Below are 14,470 nucleotides of genomic sequence, written 5' to 3'. Positions count from 1 at the left end.
GGGCGTTAGGCCTCTTCGGCGTCCGCGTCGCCCTCGCTGCCGATCTTGTTGCGTTCGAGCATGTGCTCCTGTTCGACGTCGAGCGCGTCGGCCGCGGAGTCGTACACCTTCGCGTAGCCGACCGTCTTCCGCATGCCGAACTTCGTGTTCAGCTCGTGGACGACGACCTCCTCGGAGTCCTTGTCGAGTTTGGCCGCGAGCGAGTCTCGGACCGAGAGGCGGGAGGGCGTCGCCTCCTCGTGGGTCGTCTCGAAGCGGATATCGGTGCGGTGCAACATGGGGTTCTCTTCTTCGGAGATGATGTCGACGTCCATGGTCAGTTACGCGTATATCCCCCCGAAAGCTGTAAAAGGATTTCGAAGCGGGGGTGTCGCGGCGGATCGACTGACTCTAGCGCTCGTCCGGATCGACGCCGAGCGCGTCGTAGGCTGCGTCGACGTCCCCGTCGAGCGCCTCGAACAGCTCGCGGGCCTCGTCCCTGGCCTCCGGGGTGACCGGAACGCGAACCATCCCCTCGCCCGGCTGGCCGTAGACCACGCTTGCACCGTCCGGTGCGGCGATGATCGCCGGCAGCGTCGCGAGGTCCTCCTCGCCCGTCACCTCGATCGACACAGGTTCGTCGGCGGACAGCGCCGTCGCGAGCGCCGAGAGCAGGTCGGCCGACAGCGACGCCGAGGGGTTCGTCACCGCGATCCGACGGACCTCCGCGGCCGCGAGCGCCGTCTCGATCTCCTCGCGGACCGCTTCGCGCTCCGTCTGTCCGTCAACGACGGCCACGTCGGGGGCGCGACCGGCCTCCCGGAGGTGGTAGGTGACCACGTCGCCGACGGCGACGATCGGCGCGTCGCCGCCGTGCTCGTCGCGGGTCGATGCGGCCGCCGCGATCAGCGCAGTCGCGTCGGTCGTCACCGGACCGAGCGGGTCTTTGAACGCGTCTCTGAGCGAGTCGGGAAGTGTGAGCATGACTGTGAGGTGAGCGGGTCTATAGTGGTCTAGATAGGCCGGTCGTGAGTAGAGCGGCGGTGCGTCGTGAACGGGCGGGTCGAACGTGACTCAGTCGTTGGTGCGCCGCCTCACCGGACCTTCAGCGCGTACGAGCCCGCCTTCGTGACGTTCATCTCTTCGGCGATCTCGCTGTTCTCCGGCTGGGTGATGATGACGTAGCCCGCCCAGTCTTCCGTCAGCGACGACGACCCGCAGTGTTCGCAGGTCTGTGCGTCGGGGTCGTTGACGTGGTGACACTCCCGACACGCGAGGCGGTCCTCGGCCATCAGTCGGCCTCCTCACCGGTCTGTTCGCGGTGTTTCCGCTGTCCTTCCAGCCACTCGTGTTTCCCGAGGCCGGGCTGTTTCGCCGTCAGGCCGATCTTCGAGTCGCGCGGGTTGCGCTCGTCGATGCTCTTCGTCACGACGCGGACGCGCACGGCGTCGTCGACGCCGAGGGTCTTGTCGGAGTCCGAGGAGGCGAGCTGCTGGTTCGCCCCGTCGAACGTGAGGTACTCGTCTGTGATCTGTGAGACGTGGAGAAGCCCGTCGACCGGGCCGATCCCGACGAACGCGCCGAACTCGACCGTCTCGACGACGGTGCCGTCGGCGACCTCCTGCATGTCGGGGTCGTAGGTGAGCGCGTCGAACTCGGCCTCGTAGTAGACGCCGGGCCGGTTGTGTAACACCGCTCCGTCCCCGATGTCGTGGACGTCGATGACGCTCACGACGCTGCCGACGTCTTCGTCCATCCGTCCTTCCAGCTTGTCCTGCAGCAGGGCTTTCACCCGCTCGTCGGTGACGTCCGCCAGGTGTTTCGGCGGGACCTCGACCGTATCCTTGAGTCGAACTCGTTTGTACATAGTGTTGGTTGTCCGCGTCCGCTAGGGTTCCGTTATCGCCAGTGTGTTCCGACCCCTTAAACCGATTACTGGTGCGTCCGCCTCCAGCACCCGGTTCGCAAGCGGTCGATCGTTGGTGACGACGCCGTCGACCCGGTCCTCGGTGACCAGTTCGACCAGCGCGTCGTCCGCGTACGATTCCGCCGTCTCCACCGTCTCTGCCCGCGCAGCGAGGTCCGCGCCCACGCTCGCCGCGGTCGCCTCCGCGCCGTTCCCGGCCCGTAATCCGTCGAGTTCGGCGAGCACGGCCGCGGGAACGACCGACTCGTAGGCCCCGAGGAGCCGATCGAGTTCCTCGAAGAGCCGCACGTTCGCCTCGACCGGGGCCATGAGCGCGCTCGCGTCGAGCGCGACGACCGGTGCGGCGGCGTCCGCACCCGCCGACTCCTCTGCCGTGAGAGCGCTTCCGCGGGCGGTTTCGGTCACGTTACGAGAGAGTCCCGACGCCGATGAGCCGCCACCGCGCGCCGACCCGTCGGTTGATCGCGATCTGCGCGCCCTCCTCGGCGCAGACGGGCCGTTTGAGGCTCACTTCGCACTCGCCGTCGCGAGCGCTCGTCACCGCGCCGACGGTGGTGGCCGTGCCGACCGTGAGCATCAGGGGCTCGCCCGTGCTTATCTCCTCGATGTCGCTCTCGCCGCTCTCGTCGTCTTCCTTCCCGACGACGCGGTCGAGCAGATCGACCTGCATCTCGAACTCGTTGCGGGTCGGCGGGAGCGTGCCGGGCTCGCCCGCGACCTGTCCCGCGAGCGCGTCGCCCTTCGTCAGGCTCGGGTCGAGCCCGGTGCCGACGCCGAGTAAACCGCCCGGACGGGCGCTCTCGACGTCGTTGCTGCCGGCCTGCAGCGAGCGGACCGTCGTTTCGAGCGGTCGCCACTCCGTCTGTCCCTCCTCGTCGACCTCGCGGCCGGGCCGGATCTCGAGCCCGTCGCCGACGGACAGCTCGCCGCTGACGAGCGAGCCGCCGACGACGCCGCCCTTGAGGTCCGCCGCGGTCGCACCCGGTCGGTTGATGTCGAACGAGCGGGCCGCGTACATGCGAGCGCTCTCGCCGGGGTCGCGGTCGGGCGTCGGGATCTCCGTCTCGATCGCGTCGATGAGCAGGTCCATGTTGACCTCCTGTTGCGCCGAGACGGGGACGATCGGCGCGTCCTCCGCGACGGTGCCTTCGACGAACTCCTGGATCTGTCGGTAGTTGTCGACGGCGCGGTCGCGGTCGACGAGGTCGACTTTGTTCTGTGCGATGACGACGTTCTCGATCCCGATCAGATCGAGTGCCATCAGGTGTTCCTCCGTCTGCGCCTGCGGGACGTCCTCGGTCGCGCTCACGACCAGGACGGCCCCGTCCATGATCGAGGCGCCCGAGAGCATCGTCGCCATCAGCGTCTCGTGGCCGGGCGCGTCGACGAACGAGACCGTCCGGATCGGCTCGCTTTCGGAGCCGTCCTCGCACTCCTCGTCGACGGTGTAACACTCGGGCGCGTCGACGCCGGGGCAGCGGCGGAACGTGGCGTCCGCGTACCCCAATCGGATCGAGATTCCGCGTTTCATTTCCTCGCTGTGCTGGTCGGTCCACGAGCCGGACAACGCCTGCACGAGCGTCGTCTTCCCGTGGTCGACGTGACCGACGAGACCGATGTTCACCTCCGGTTGTGTGTTGGCTTCAGTCACTGTTGGACCTCCTAACGGAGTAGTCTTACCGGAAATTCGCCCCGTGCGAGTGATAAAGTTGCTGTTATAGTGGCGAGGCGCCGGCGACGACCGCGCTCGGTTCGCATCGACAGATCAGCGTTCGCCGGGCGTCGTCGAGACGCGGTCGGTGAGAATCGGGGCGTGCATATCCGGGCCGGACGTCCGACTGACCCCGAGCACCAGCATGACGGTCATAACTGCCAACAGCCCCGCCACGGCGAGGAAGAAACTGGTCACGCCGATCCTGATCAGGAGCGTCATTCCGAGCAGTTCGCCGGCGAGCGTGGCGAGGAAGGCGGCTACCGTGAGTCCGAGCAATCGGTCCTGTGAGTCTGCGATCATGCAGGCCACTTGGTGCCGGAGGGGGTTAAGCCGCACCCGACACCTGCCGTTATGTCTCACGCTGCCACGCGCCACCGTTCGGTCCGGTTCCGTTCGACGCAGATTTACGCCTCACGGCCGTAGCCCCGCTCGACATGGGATACGCGTGCCCCGTCTGTGAGACGCCGCAACGCGACGGCGAACACCTCGCACACCACCTCGCGTTCACGGCGATGCTCCACGGCGACGACCACGCCGAGTGGCTCGACGACCACGTCGCCGACTGGGCAGACCGCGACCCCGACGGGCTCGCGGCCGAGGTGACCGAACACGCCGAGGCGGCCGAGTACCACGAGGTGTTCGAGGACACCGTCGATCGCGGGCGGCCGGACGTGGACGTGGGCGCGCACGCTGGTCGCGCGCGCGGAGACCACGCCCACGACGGACGCGGTCACGCACACGGCTCCGCCGCGAGCCCCGGTGTCGTCGATGAGAGCGGCGCGACCGACCCGGAGACCGCCGAGGCGCTGGAGGAGGCGAAAGAGATGACGCGCGAGATGCTATCCGACGGATCGGCGGACGACGACGACGCCAACCGCGACGACGACACCAACCGAAACGGCGACGCCGAACGCGACGATCCGACCGCGTAACGGAACGCCCTTTCCCGTCGACGTCGAATCGGGGGCATGCACACCAGAGGGACGTTCGCCCCGGAGACTCGCACCGACGCGCTCGAACGATACGAGGAGGTCGGCCCGGTCGCACAGGTCGTCGTCCGCGAGGCGACGAAGGCGATGGAGTTCGACGCCGACGAGTACGACGAACGCGTCACCCCGGAAGTGGTCCAGACCGCCCGCGACGCCACGTTCTCGGAGCTGCTCGCAGTCCACGTCGGCGACGAGAGCGAGTTCGAGGCGTGGCTCGCCGACAGCCAGTTCGACGCCGAGGACGTAACGCGGATCGGATCGGAGAACGTCGAGAACGTCGCGTGGCATCCGGTCCCGTTCGCCGACACCGTCGTCGCGGCGACGTACCAGGACGAGCCCGACGCGGCCGCGAGCACCCTCCGCCGGAACGCGTTCGGACGCGTGTACCGCGAGGAGTTCTACGCCTCGGGTCGGTAACGCGGGCCATCGTCGCGGACTGTCGTCACGCAGACCATCGAATCGAGATGCCGACGCGGTCGACGCGCTGTGAGTTCGCATTTAAAAAAAAAGCAGAAATCGGAGTGTCGGGGGCGACCCGACGCGTCCGCGGAAGCCGGCCCTTACGCGAGCTCGTCGATCTTCTCGACGACGGCGTCGGCGAACTCGCTCGTCGCGAGCTTCTCGCCGCCGTCGATCTGGCGGTGGAGGTCGTAGGTGACCTGACCGGACGCGATGGTCTCCTCGACGGCGTCGCGCACGAGGTCGGCGGCGTCGGACCAGCCGAGGTAATCGAGCATCTCGCGGCCGGAGAGGATCATCGCGGTGGGGTTCACCTTGTCCTCGCCGGCGTACTTGGGCGCGGAGCCGTGGACAGGCTCGGCGAGCGCACGACCGTGGCCGTAGTTGACGCCGGGGGCGATTCCCAGGCCGCCGATCTGCGCGCCGGCGGCGTCGGACATGTAGTCGCCGTTGAGGTTCATCGTCGCGATGACGGAGTACTCGTCGGTGCGGGTGAGAAGCTGCTGGAGCATGTTGTCGGCGATGCGGTCGTTCACGACGACCGTGCCCTCGGGCTGTTCGCCGTCGTGCTCGTCCCACAGCTCGTCCTCGGTGATGACGTCCTCGCCGTACTCCTCCTCTGCGACCTCGTAGCCCCAGTCGCGGAAGGCGCCCTCGGTGAACTTCATGATGTTGCCCTTGTGGACGAGGGTGACGGTGTCGCGGTCGTTGGTGATCGCGTAGTCGATCGCCTCGCGGATGAGCCGCTTCGAGCCGAACTCCGAGATCGGTTTGACGCCGATCCCGACCGGACCGTCGTGAATGACGTCGGCTATCTCCATGTCGTCTTCGAGGAACTCGCGTACCTCCTCTACCTCGTCCGTTTCGGCCTCCCACTCGACGCCGGCGTAGACGTCCTCCGTGTTCTCACGGAAGGTGATCATGTCCATCGCCTCGGGGTTTTTCACGGGCGACGGGACACCTTCTAGGTGGTAGGTGGGCCGAACGTTCGCGTACATGTCGAGCGTCTGCCGGAGCGCGACGTTCAGCGATCGGAAGCCCGCACCGACCGGCGTCGTAAGCGGCCCCTTGATCGCGACGCGGTGGCTGCGAATGGCCGAGACCGTGTCTTCTGGGAGGTTCTCGTCGTACTTCTCGCGGGCGCTCTCACCGGCGTAGACGCGCATCCACGCGATGGAGCGGTCGGTCGCCTCCGCGGCGGCGTCGAGTACCTTCTGTGCTGCCGGTCCGACGTCGGTCCCGATCCCGTCGCCGTGGATGATCGGGATGATGGGATTCGACGGGACGTTCAGCTCGCCTGTCTCCTCGTCGGCGAGCGTGATCGCCTCGCCGTCTTCGGGGACGTCGACCTTGTCGTAGCTCATGAACGTTCGTGGATTCTTGGGGCCCCCTAAAGTGCCTGCCGCTTTGCCGCTGGCGTCGCACTCGCCGGAAATCGAAAAGGGGGCTGGATTCGACTGTAGCGGCCGCGAGGGCGGCCTCCGGCGGACAGACGCGGCGGACGCGCCAGCCCGAATCGGTCACCGATCGCCACACCGCCGTCCGCCGAGCGGTCTGACCTGTGTCTCGTCGCCGCCGCCGATGTCGACCGAGACGATCGAGACCGTGACGCGCTCGATCTCGGCGTCCGCGTGTCCGCTCGCGCGATCACAGAGGTGCGCGAGGAGGTGGCGGGTGCGTGCGGACTCGGGCGAGTCGGCGAGCAGGGTGAGGAACTTCCGCCACCGGGCGGTCGGATACGCGCGGGCGTCCGAGGGCGGTCTGTCGGTCGCGACGGCGTCGCCGTGCAGGGCGTCGACCCGGGACCCCTCTGCGGTCGCGGCCGTCGCGAGCACGAGCGTGTCGGTCGTCGGCGGGTCCGGGGCGAACATGTCCCACCCGCTCTCGGCGGGGTCGCTCACCGCGGCGACCGGCTCCGGCGTCGCGACGAGGCCGAGCGCCAACGCGTTCCAGCAGAGCAGCGCCGCGAGCAGGACCGCGGCGACGGCCGGTAGGACGCGACGGCCGACCGACGCAACCCGATCGATCTCGGCGACCGGTTCACTCCGTGGCGCGTGGTGCGGGCCGACCGCCTGCCTCAGTCGCGGCGCGACCGCATCGAGGCGTGTCTCGACGTCGTCCCACACCGCGGACGGAAGGAACGGCAGGAGACCGGCGGCGGACACGAGCGGGAACACCCCGATCTGGAGCACGAGCGCCATCGCGAGGTGGGTGGCGACGAAGATCGCCGTCAGCGCCGTCCGGATCCGCCTCGCGGCGAGGACGAGGAGCGGCGCGGCGGCGAGGAGTCCGAGCCAGCCGTAGGTGGCCGCGGCGAGGAGGCCAGGGGTTTCGGGGACGAGCCCGCCGAACGGTCCGTGGAGGTAGGTGAGTCGGAACACCCGACCGATGGCCTCGCCACCGGTCCAGGCGGTGCCGCGGAGCTTCACGACCGCGTTCGACACGTAGACGACGAGCGTGACGGCCAAGAGCAGTGCGGACGCCGGACCGACGAACCGGTCGACGTCGTCGCCGTCGCGGTCCGCGGCGTCTCTTCCTCGTCGGACCGCGTCGATCGACCACCGCGATCCGAGCGGACACAGCAGCCCGACGCCGAGCAGCTGTAACAGGTGGGTGTCGCCCGCGTTGAGGACGAACGGATTCCGCGCCTGCAGCGACGCCAGAAGCACGAGCGACGCCGCGGTCGCGAGTCGAGTCCGGTGGCCGACCGCGAGCGCCGCGGCCGCGACGGCGGCGAGCGCGAAGAGCGCCGCTATCACCTGCGGGTCGCCCGAGACCGCGTGCAGCGAGACGCGGGCAACGAGCGGATACACCTCGGCCAGCGCCGATCGGGGAAGCGCGCCCGAGTCGGTGTAAAACGCCGTCAGGTTCCGCGCGCGGAGCCCGAGGTCGACGAGGAGGACGACCCCGAGCGCGATCCGGAGCGCCGCGAGCGCGCGGCGGTCGACGCCGAGGCGCTCGCTCGCCGCTGCGCGCAGGCGGTCGGCCCACGATCGGCTTCCGTCCTCGCTCACAGTGGTGCCGTCTCTCCGAGGCGCGGAGATAGGTCTTGCGGGGAACGGCGGCCGGCGGACCGAGGATACAAAACCGGTCGCCGCGTGCGTCGGGTATGGTCACGTTCCTCGCCGGCGGCACGGGGACGCCGAAGCTTCTCGACGGAGCGACCCGCGTGTGGGACGCCGGGGACGTCTCGGTCGTCGCAAACACGGGCGACGACGTCGAACTCGGCGGCCACCTCGTCTGTCCGGACGTCGACACCGTGTTGTTCGCGGGCGGCGACGTCCTCGACCGCGAGACCTGGTGGGGGATCGACGGCGACACGACGGAAACACACGGGGAACTCCGACGGCTCGCAGACGAGATAGCGGTCGACTCCGGGCCGCGATACCTCGACGACGAGGCGCAGACCGCGGGCCGGGCGATCGCTCGATGGCGGCGCTTCTCTGCCGTCGGCGAGTTTATGGAGATCGGCGATCGCGACCGCGCGGTGCATCTCACCCGCACGGGCCTCCTCGACGAGGGACGCACGCTCACCGAGGTCACGCGCACGCTCGCCGACGCGTTCGGGCTCGACGTCGATCTCTCTCCGATGTCCGACGACCCGGTCGCGACGCTCATCCACACCGAGGCCGGCGAGACGCTCCACTTCCAAGAGTACTGGGTCGCCCGCCGCGGCGAGCCGCCCGTCGCCGACGTGGAGTTCCGGGGTGCCGAGGCCGCGGCGTTGACGGACGCGGTCCGGACGGCGCTCGCGGACCCGGTCGTGATAGGCCCCTCGAACCCCGTCACGAGCATCGGGCCGATGCTCGCGGTTCCCGGCTTCGAGCGCGCGCTCCGGGAGACGCCCGTCGTCGCGGTCTCTCCGTTCGTCGGCGACGAAGTGTTCTCGGGGCCCGCCGCCGATCTGATGGCCGGGACCGGAGCCGAGCCCTCGACCGCCGGCGTCGCCGAGAGCTACCCGTTCGCGGACGCGTTCGTGCTCGACGACGACGACCCGACGCGCCTCGACCGCCGCGTCGAGCGCACCGACACCCGGATCGACGACGCCGACGACGCCGAGCGCGTCGCCCGGGCATGCGAACGCGCGCTGGCCGCGGTCGACTCGGGCGGTCTCGGCCCCGACGACGGGGAGGTGACGGGATGAGGCCCCGGCCGAGCGACCTCGATCCCCCGTTCCTCGTCGCCGCGAGCCTCAGCGGCGCGGCCGACGCCGACTGGGCCCGACGGGCCGCCCCCCACGTCGACGCCGCGGTGCTGGGCGGGATCGCGCTCGATCCGCCGAGCCGGTCGGCGGCGCGCGACCTCGTCTCCCGCGACCGCTCGGAGTTCCTCCCCGACGATCCGATCGAGTGGATCGGCGGCCAGCTCGACGCGGTCGCCGACGCCCCCGTCGTTGCCGGCGTCAACGTCCGCAGCGCGACCGTCGGGCCGGTCCGGGAGGCGGCCGCGGTCTGTGCCGACCGCGACGCGGTCTGTGAGATCAACGCCCACTGCCGCCAGCCGGAACTCCGCGAGGTCGGGTGCGGGGAGTCGCTGCTTCGCGACGCGGACCGGCTCACCGAGTACGTCTCGGTCGCCGCGCGGACGGGGGCGACGACGAGCGTGAAGGCCCGCGCGGAGGTCGACGGCGTCGACCTCGTCGCCGTCGCGGACGCGGTCGCGGACGCCGGCGCGGACTGGCTCCACGTCGACGCGATGGACTCTGAGCGGGTCGTTCGCGACCTCTCAGACACCGGCCCGACGGGCCCCGACGACGGCCTCACCGTGATCGCGAACAACGGCGTCAGGGGTCGGAGAACCGTCGCCGAGTACGCCGCCTACGGCGCCGGCGCCGTGAGCGTCGGCCGACCGAGCGATCGGCCCGCGGCCCTCGCTCGCGTTGCGGACGCGGTGACGGCGTGGCGAGAGGGGTCGCTGTCGGAGGTCGACGCAGACGAGCGATCGGAGGCGTCGCCGTGACCGCCGAGGGCGACCGGCCCCCGGCGGGCGACCCGTCGCCGGTCGACGACGCGGTCCTCGCGATGCTCCTCGAAGTCGCCGGAACGCCGAAGCCCGGAAACGTCGACCGACGACGGGACCTCGGTGGCCTCCGGTTCGAGTCGTTCCTCGGCGGCGCGGTCGGGGCTCGGTCCGGGCTCGAACTGGCCGCTGGCAACGGGAGTGACGGCGAGACGGGCGACGGCCCGATCGATGACGATCGGCCGCCCGTCGGCGTCGCCTTCGAGCGCGCCGTCACGGGGATGGCCGACCGCGCGGGGACGAACACCCAGTTCGGCTGTCTGCTGCTCCTCGTCCCGCTCGTGCGGGCGGCCGCCGCCGGCGACCTCTCGCGCGCGGGCGTCGATCGGGTGACGCGGACCACGACTGTCGACGACGCGGTCGCGTTCTACCGGTCGTTCGAGCGCGTCGACGTCGCGGTCGCAGAGCCTCCCGCGGACGCGGACGCCCTTGACGTGCGCCGCGGCGGCGACGCCGAGCCCGCGCTCAGAAAGCGCGAGGCGACGCTTCGGGACGTGATGGCACTGTCCGTCGGCGACAGCGAACCGCCGGACTCCGCGGGCCCCCACGGTAACGACGCGGTCGGGGGAGGCGGATCGGACCCTCCATCCGACGAACCGGAGCGCGTCGCCGACCGCAACGCGCAGGAATGGGTCGAGGGGTTCCCGCGGACCTTCCGCGCGGCCGAGTGGATACTGACCGACGACGGTCCGCTCGCGGACCGGGCGGCTCGGGCATTCCTCGGATTGCTCTCGACGGAACCCGACACGCTCGTTGCGACGAACCACGGTCCCGCCGCCGCGCGAGGCGCGACGGCGAGGGCGGCCGCGATCGTGAGCGGCGACCGCGAGAGCGCACTCGACACCTCTCGCGGCCGCGAGACCGGGTCGATCGGCGGCCCGCCGTCTCCCGAGGCGGTCCACGCGATCGACCTCGACGCCGTCGAGGCGCTGGCGGACGCGTTCGTCGACGAGGAGATCAATCCCGGAACGACCGCCGATCTCACCTGTGCGGCGCTGTACGTCGCGCTCAGGCGCGGCGCGGAGGTCGCGTTGTGACTACCGAGAACGGTGGGGGCGATCCCGCCTCCGCGCCCAACGGGTGGCCCGTCCGGCTCCGCGGCGTCACGGAGTCCGTGGTGACGACGCTCGGCCCGAACGGCCGGTGGAACGCCGCGGCGCTCGGCCTCCACGCGCCGGACTCCCCCGGCGATCCGGTCACGGCGCGGACGTACGGGCGAACGCGAACGTGGCGCAACTTCACGGAGCGGGGCGGCGGTGTCGTCCAGTTCACGGCCGACCCGCGGACGTTCGTCGACGCCGCGCTCACGGTCCACGAAGTCGACGACCCGGTGCTCGCGACCGCCGACGCCTGGGTCGAGGTGGACGCCGAGCAGATCGCCAGCGAGACCGAAGGAGACACCACGATCCGGACGTGGGCGCTCGATCCGGTCGAGAGCGCGGTGCTCACAGAGCGCGTCCCGACGACGAACCGCGGGTTCGGCGCGGTCGTCGACGCGACGGTCGCGGCCTCGCGGCTCGACGTTCCCGGCTTCGACGAGGAGACGCTCCTCGACCGGCTGTCGTACTTCGGTGACGTGGTCGAGCGCTGCGGCGGGCCGGCCGAGCGCGAGGCGTTCGTGCGGATCGACGAGGCGACCGCGTGGCGCGACCGACGAGCGGGTCGCGAGTGAGCCACGGACCGTCTCGTCCCGTCCCCCGCTGACTGACACACTCGCCTCGGGGCCGCTCGCGGCGGAACGAACCCTTTTAGTTCGCCCCGAGGGTACCGCTCGGTATGGCCATCAAACCCAAGTACATCAAACAGCTCGGGAACGTCCTGCTGGAGCGGTATCCCGACTCTTTCAACACGGACTTCGAGACGAACAAAGAGAGCGTCACCGCGCTGACGACCGTCGAGTCGAAGGGCGTCCGTAACCGGATCGCCGGCTACGTCACCCGGAAGAAGGCGCAGGCGGCACAGCCCGCGTAACGGCGTTTCGTATTCTCCAGCGACGACTCGAAGCGACCGACAGAGGCCGGGCTCCGTCGGACGAGCGTTTATATTCGAAACCGCGGCCACCTCGGGGAGATGGATGCGTTCGTTCGACCCGTCGTCGACCCCACCTTCTCGGTGGCCGCGCTCGCGTTCCTGTTGGGCGGCGTCGCGCTCGGGACGGCGAGCGGGCTCGTCCCGGGGCTCCACGCCAACAACTTCGCGCTGCTTCTGGCCGGGCTCGCGCCGTCGGTCCCGGGGGACCCGCTTCTCGTCGGGATCGCGATGCTCGCCGCGGGCGTCGTGCATTCGTTCCTAGACATCGTCCCCGCGCTCGCGCTCGGCGTTCCCGACGCGGCCACGGCGGTCGCGGCGCTCCCCGGCCACCGGCTCGTGATCGCCGGTCGGGGGCGCGAGGCGCTGCGGCTGTCCGCGGTCGGCTCCGCGCTCGCGGTCGCGCTCGCCGTCCCCCTCGCGATCCCGATCACGTGGGTCATGGTTCGCGGGTACCCCACCGTCCGCGCGCACCTCCCGCTCCTCCTCGCCGGCGTCGTCGCCGCGCTCGTACTCACGGAGTCCTCGAAGCGGGCCGCCGTCGGCGGGGTGATCGCCTTTTTGGCGAGCGCCGCGCTGGGACTCGCCACGCTCGACGTCGACCCCGCGGCACCGCTCGATGCGGGCGGTATCCTCGCGCCGCTCTTCGCCGGGCTGTTCGGCGCGCCGGTGCTCGTCGACGCGCTCGGCGGGGAGGGAGTACCGCCGCAGGCCGACGCGCGGATCACGATGACGCCGCGAGACCTCGGCGTGAGCGCGGGGGCGGGGTCGCTCTCGGGCGCGATCGTCGGGTACATTCCGGGCGTCTCCGCCGCCATAGCCGCCGTCGCGGCGCTCCCCGCGATCCCGCGGTCCGAGGGCGACCGTGGTTTCATCGTCGCCACGAGCGGCGCGAACACGGCGAACACCATCTTCGCTCTGTTCGCGCTCGCGGCGCTCGGCACGCCCCGAACCGGGGTAACCGTCGCCATCGACCGGGCCGAGGTACCGCTCGCGCTCCCCATTCTGCTCGTCGCGGCGGCGACCGCCGCAGTCTGCGGGTTCACGCTGGTGGTACTCCTCGGAGACAGGTATCTCAGTACCGTCGGGACCGCCGACTACACGCGGCTGTCGGTCGGCGTTCTGGTGCTTCTCGTCGGGATCTCCTTCGCGTTCGCCGGCGCGTTCGGCGTCGGAGTGTTCGCCGTCTCCGGCGTTCTCGGGCTGTTCCCTCCCCGAGTCGGCACGCGGCGGGTGCACCTGATGGGCGTGTTGATCGGTCCGCTAATCGCGGGGTGAGACCGCCGATCACGGGCGACGCACGTGACGGTATCGAGGCGAACCGCGGTACTGCGTGACACTCGATCGGACGCCGACGAGGGCAAAGAACAACGGTTAAAAGTCGCGCGGTGGTGGATCGAGTATGAGCGAGAGCGAAACGCAGGGCGCTCGACAGTGCGTCTCCTGTGGCATCCAGGTCGCCGGTATGAACGCCGCGCGCTTCTCCTGTCCGGACTGCGGCGCGACGATCCACCGGTGTGCGAAGTGCCGGAAGCAGAGCAACCTCTACGAGTGTCACGACTGCGGCTTCCGGGGGCCCTAACATGGGCGATGTCGCCGCCAAGATCAAGGTCATGCCGGACAGTCCCGACGTGGACCTCGACGACCTTCAGGACCGTCTGGAGGAGTCGCTCCCGCAGGGCGCGAAGATCCGCGGATTCCAGCGCGACGACGTCGCGTTCGGACTGGTCGCCCTCCTCCCTACGGTCATCGTCCCGGACGGTGCAGGTGGCACCGAGGCAGTCGAGGAGGCGTTCACCGAAGTCGAGGGCGTCGAGTCCGTCGCCGTCGAGAACGTCGGTCGACTCTGAGCCGGTACCGCTCACGCCGGACGCGTACTGCGAAGGGTTTTCTGCCATATCGTAGCCGAGTAGCGACCGTTACACCCCGGTCGACGCGCGGTATCGGTCACGCCGGAACCGAATGCCGCGAGGTCACGCGACGTGTTCGTCGACCCACGCCGTCAGGTCGTCGCCGGCGATGAACCCCTCGGCGCGCCGCGCGACGGGAACGCCGTCGACGAAGAGCACGAACAGCGGAACGCTCCGCACGTCGAAGCGCTCGACGAGCGGCGGGTCGTCGCGGGGGTTCACGAGCGCGACGTCGACGTCGACCGCGCGGGCGACGTTGCCGAGGACGGGCTCCATGCTCGCGCAGATGCCGCAGCCGTCCGTGTAGAACTCGACGAGCGCCGCGTCCGCGTCGGCGACGAACGCGTCGAGCGCGTCTTCATCGGTGAGAGACACTGGGCGTCGGGCGGGCCCGTCGCTCGGTACCCCATCGCTCTCGATATTGGAACTCACACGCACTATTGGG

At 70.1% G+C, this 14,470-nt stretch carries 20 protein-coding genes; 10 read left to right on the top strand and 10 right to left on the bottom strand.

The window, feature by feature from the left end; translation table 11 throughout:
* Positions 1–5: 5 nt before the first annotated feature.
* From ACZ45C_RS05450 to ACZ45C_RS05420, 7 genes are all read right to left on the bottom strand, one after another.
* Positions 6–314: a 30S ribosomal protein S24e gene (locus ACZ45C_RS05450; protein ID WP_460560400.1), complete on the bottom strand. Its 309-nt coding sequence runs from the start codon at positions 312–314 to the stop codon at positions 6–8.
* A 76-nt stretch (positions 315–390) separates the two neighbouring features.
* Complete coding sequence (locus tag ACZ45C_RS05445; protein WP_460560402.1) at positions 391–963, bottom strand: GTP-dependent dephospho-CoA kinase family protein; 573 nt, start codon at positions 961–963, stop codon at positions 391–393.
* Between the two features lie 110 nt (positions 964–1,073).
* Positions 1,074–1,271 (bottom strand): transcription elongation factor subunit Spt4, encoded by a 198-nt coding sequence (gene spt4 / locus ACZ45C_RS05440; RefSeq protein WP_460560404.1) that lies wholly within the window; start codon positions 1,269–1,271, stop codon positions 1,074–1,076.
* Positions 1,271–1,846, bottom strand: a complete 576-nt coding sequence (locus ACZ45C_RS05435; RefSeq protein WP_460560406.1) for a DNA-directed RNA polymerase — start codon at positions 1,844–1,846, stop codon at positions 1,271–1,273. Before ACZ45C_RS05435 ends, spt4 begins: the two co-directional genes overlap by 1 nt.
* A 21-nt stretch (positions 1,847–1,867) precedes the next feature.
* Positions 1,868–2,311 carry a PIN domain-containing protein gene (locus ACZ45C_RS05430; RefSeq protein ID WP_460560408.1) on the bottom strand — a complete coding sequence of 148 codons (444 nt, stop codon included), beginning with the start codon at positions 2,309–2,311 and terminating at the stop codon, positions 1,868–1,870.
* A 1-nt stretch (position 2,312) separates the two neighbouring features.
* The gene (locus ACZ45C_RS05425) at positions 2,313–3,557 is read right to left on the bottom strand and encodes a translation initiation factor IF-2 subunit gamma (RefSeq protein WP_460560410.1); all 1,245 of its coding nucleotides are present in this window, start codon (positions 3,555–3,557) and stop codon (positions 2,313–2,315) included.
* Between the two features lie 114 nt (positions 3,558–3,671).
* Positions 3,672–3,920, bottom strand: a complete 249-nt coding sequence (locus ACZ45C_RS05420; protein ID WP_460560412.1) for a hypothetical protein — start codon at positions 3,918–3,920, stop codon at positions 3,672–3,674.
* Positions 3,921–4,054: 134 nt separating this feature from the next.
* Here ACZ45C_RS05420 and ACZ45C_RS05415 point away from each other — a divergent pair, with 134 nt between their 5' ends.
* Both ACZ45C_RS05415 and ACZ45C_RS05410 read left to right on the top strand, forming a co-directional pair.
* Complete coding sequence (locus tag ACZ45C_RS05415; RefSeq protein ID WP_460560414.1) at positions 4,055–4,552, top strand: DUF5810 domain-containing protein; 498 nt, start codon at positions 4,055–4,057, stop codon at positions 4,550–4,552.
* 36 nt (positions 4,553–4,588) lie between these two features.
* The gene (locus ACZ45C_RS05410; protein ID WP_460560416.1) at positions 4,589–5,026 is read left to right on the top strand and encodes a DUF5809 family protein; all 438 of its coding nucleotides are present in this window, start codon (positions 4,589–4,591) and stop codon (positions 5,024–5,026) included.
* Positions 5,027–5,169: 143 nt separating this feature from the next.
* Here the strand turns inward: ACZ45C_RS05410 and icd are convergent, their stop codons facing one another.
* Entirely contained in the window at positions 5,170–6,432 is a 1,263-nt protein-coding gene (gene icd / locus ACZ45C_RS05405; protein ID WP_460560418.1) for an isocitrate dehydrogenase (NADP(+)), read from the bottom strand.
* A 156-nt stretch (positions 6,433–6,588) separates the two neighbouring features.
* Positions 6,589–8,082, bottom strand: a complete 1,494-nt coding sequence (locus ACZ45C_RS05400) for an HTTM domain-containing protein (protein ID WP_460560420.1) — start codon at positions 8,080–8,082, stop codon at positions 6,589–6,591.
* A 95-nt stretch (positions 8,083–8,177) separates the two neighbouring features.
* On the opposite strand from ACZ45C_RS05400, the gene cofD reads away from it, so the two are divergent.
* From cofD to ACZ45C_RS05360, 8 genes are all read left to right on the top strand, one after another.
* Positions 8,178–9,212 (top strand): 2-phospho-L-lactate transferase, encoded by a 1,035-nt coding sequence (gene cofD, locus ACZ45C_RS05395; protein ID WP_460560422.1) that lies wholly within the window; start codon positions 8,178–8,180, stop codon positions 9,210–9,212.
* Positions 9,209–10,027 (top strand): beta/alpha barrel domain-containing protein, encoded by an 819-nt coding sequence (locus ACZ45C_RS05390; protein WP_460560424.1) that lies wholly within the window; start codon positions 9,209–9,211, stop codon positions 10,025–10,027. The genes cofD and ACZ45C_RS05390 overlap by 4 nt, the downstream gene beginning before the upstream one ends.
* Positions 10,024–11,124 carry a triphosphoribosyl-dephospho-CoA synthase gene (locus ACZ45C_RS05385; RefSeq protein WP_460560426.1) on the top strand — a complete coding sequence of 367 codons (1,101 nt, stop codon included), beginning with the start codon at positions 10,024–10,026 and terminating at the stop codon, positions 11,122–11,124. The genes ACZ45C_RS05390 and ACZ45C_RS05385 overlap by 4 nt, the downstream gene beginning before the upstream one ends.
* A complete protein-coding gene (locus ACZ45C_RS05380) occupies positions 11,121–11,759 on the top strand; it encodes a DUF447 domain-containing protein (RefSeq protein WP_460560428.1) in 639 nt (212 codons plus the stop codon). The genes ACZ45C_RS05385 and ACZ45C_RS05380 overlap by 4 nt, the downstream gene beginning before the upstream one ends.
* Positions 11,760–11,863: 104 nt before the next feature.
* A complete protein-coding gene (locus ACZ45C_RS05375) occupies positions 11,864–12,058 on the top strand; it encodes a 30S ribosomal protein S17e (RefSeq protein ID WP_460560430.1) in 195 nt (64 codons plus the stop codon).
* 99 nt (positions 12,059–12,157) lie between these two features.
* Positions 12,158–13,393: a tripartite tricarboxylate transporter permease gene (locus ACZ45C_RS05370; protein ID WP_460560432.1), complete on the top strand. Its 1,236-nt coding sequence runs from the start codon at positions 12,158–12,160 to the stop codon at positions 13,391–13,393.
* A 124-nt stretch (positions 13,394–13,517) separates the two neighbouring features.
* Complete coding sequence (locus tag ACZ45C_RS05365) at positions 13,518–13,697, top strand: HVO_2753 family zinc finger protein (protein WP_049983145.1); 180 nt, start codon at positions 13,518–13,520, stop codon at positions 13,695–13,697.
* 1 nt (position 13,698) lies between these two features.
* The gene (locus ACZ45C_RS05360) at positions 13,699–13,965 is read left to right on the top strand and encodes an elongation factor 1-beta (RefSeq protein WP_256417282.1); all 267 of its coding nucleotides are present in this window, start codon (positions 13,699–13,701) and stop codon (positions 13,963–13,965) included.
* A gap of 123 nt (positions 13,966–14,088) precedes the next feature.
* Here ACZ45C_RS05360 and ACZ45C_RS05355 read toward each other — a convergent pair whose 3' ends face one another.
* Positions 14,089–14,457 carry a thioredoxin family protein gene (locus ACZ45C_RS05355; RefSeq protein WP_460560436.1) on the bottom strand — a complete coding sequence of 123 codons (369 nt, stop codon included), beginning with the start codon at positions 14,455–14,457 and terminating at the stop codon, positions 14,089–14,091.
* Between the last annotated feature and the right edge of the window lie 13 nt (positions 14,458–14,470).

It is taken from the genome of Halorubrum pallidum, assembly GCF_055380345.1.
Note: the sequence above shows the minus strand (reverse complement) of the source record. Positions and strands in the feature narration are given on the sequence as shown.

Coding starts and splice junctions, on each gene's coding strand:
- ACZ45C_RS05365 (WP_049983145.1), top strand. CDS start 13,518: ATGAGCGAGAGCGAAACGCAGGGCGCTCGACAGTGCGTCTCCTGTGGC.
- ACZ45C_RS05435 (WP_460560406.1), bottom strand. CDS start 1,846: ATGTACAAACGAGTTCGACTCAAGGATACGGTCGAGGTCCCGCCGAAA.
- ACZ45C_RS05450 (WP_460560400.1), bottom strand. CDS start 314: ATGGACGTCGACATCATCTCCGAAGAAGAGAACCCCATGTTGCACCGC.
- ACZ45C_RS05420 (WP_460560412.1), bottom strand. CDS start 3,920: ATGATCGCAGACTCACAGGACCGATTGCTCGGACTCACGGTAGCCGCC.
- ACZ45C_RS05415 (WP_460560414.1), top strand. CDS start 4,055: ATGGGATACGCGTGCCCCGTCTGTGAGACGCCGCAACGCGACGGCGAA.
- cofD (WP_460560422.1), top strand. CDS start 8,178: ATGGTCACGTTCCTCGCCGGCGGCACGGGGACGCCGAAGCTTCTCGAC.
- ACZ45C_RS05390 (WP_460560424.1), top strand. CDS start 9,209: ATGAGGCCCCGGCCGAGCGACCTCGATCCCCCGTTCCTCGTCGCCGCG.
- ACZ45C_RS05410 (WP_460560416.1), top strand. CDS start 4,589: ATGCACACCAGAGGGACGTTCGCCCCGGAGACTCGCACCGACGCGCTC.
- icd (WP_460560418.1), bottom strand. CDS start 6,432: ATGAGCTACGACAAGGTCGACGTCCCCGAAGACGGCGAGGCGATCACG.
- ACZ45C_RS05370 (WP_460560432.1), top strand. CDS start 12,158: ATGGATGCGTTCGTTCGACCCGTCGTCGACCCCACCTTCTCGGTGGCC.
- ACZ45C_RS05445 (WP_460560402.1), bottom strand. CDS start 963: ATGCTCACACTTCCCGACTCGCTCAGAGACGCGTTCAAAGACCCGCTC.
- spt4 (WP_460560404.1), bottom strand. CDS start 1,271: ATGGCCGAGGACCGCCTCGCGTGTCGGGAGTGTCACCACGTCAACGAC.
- ACZ45C_RS05360 (WP_256417282.1), top strand. CDS start 13,699: ATGGGCGATGTCGCCGCCAAGATCAAGGTCATGCCGGACAGTCCCGAC.
- ACZ45C_RS05375 (WP_460560430.1), top strand. CDS start 11,864: ATGGCCATCAAACCCAAGTACATCAAACAGCTCGGGAACGTCCTGCTG.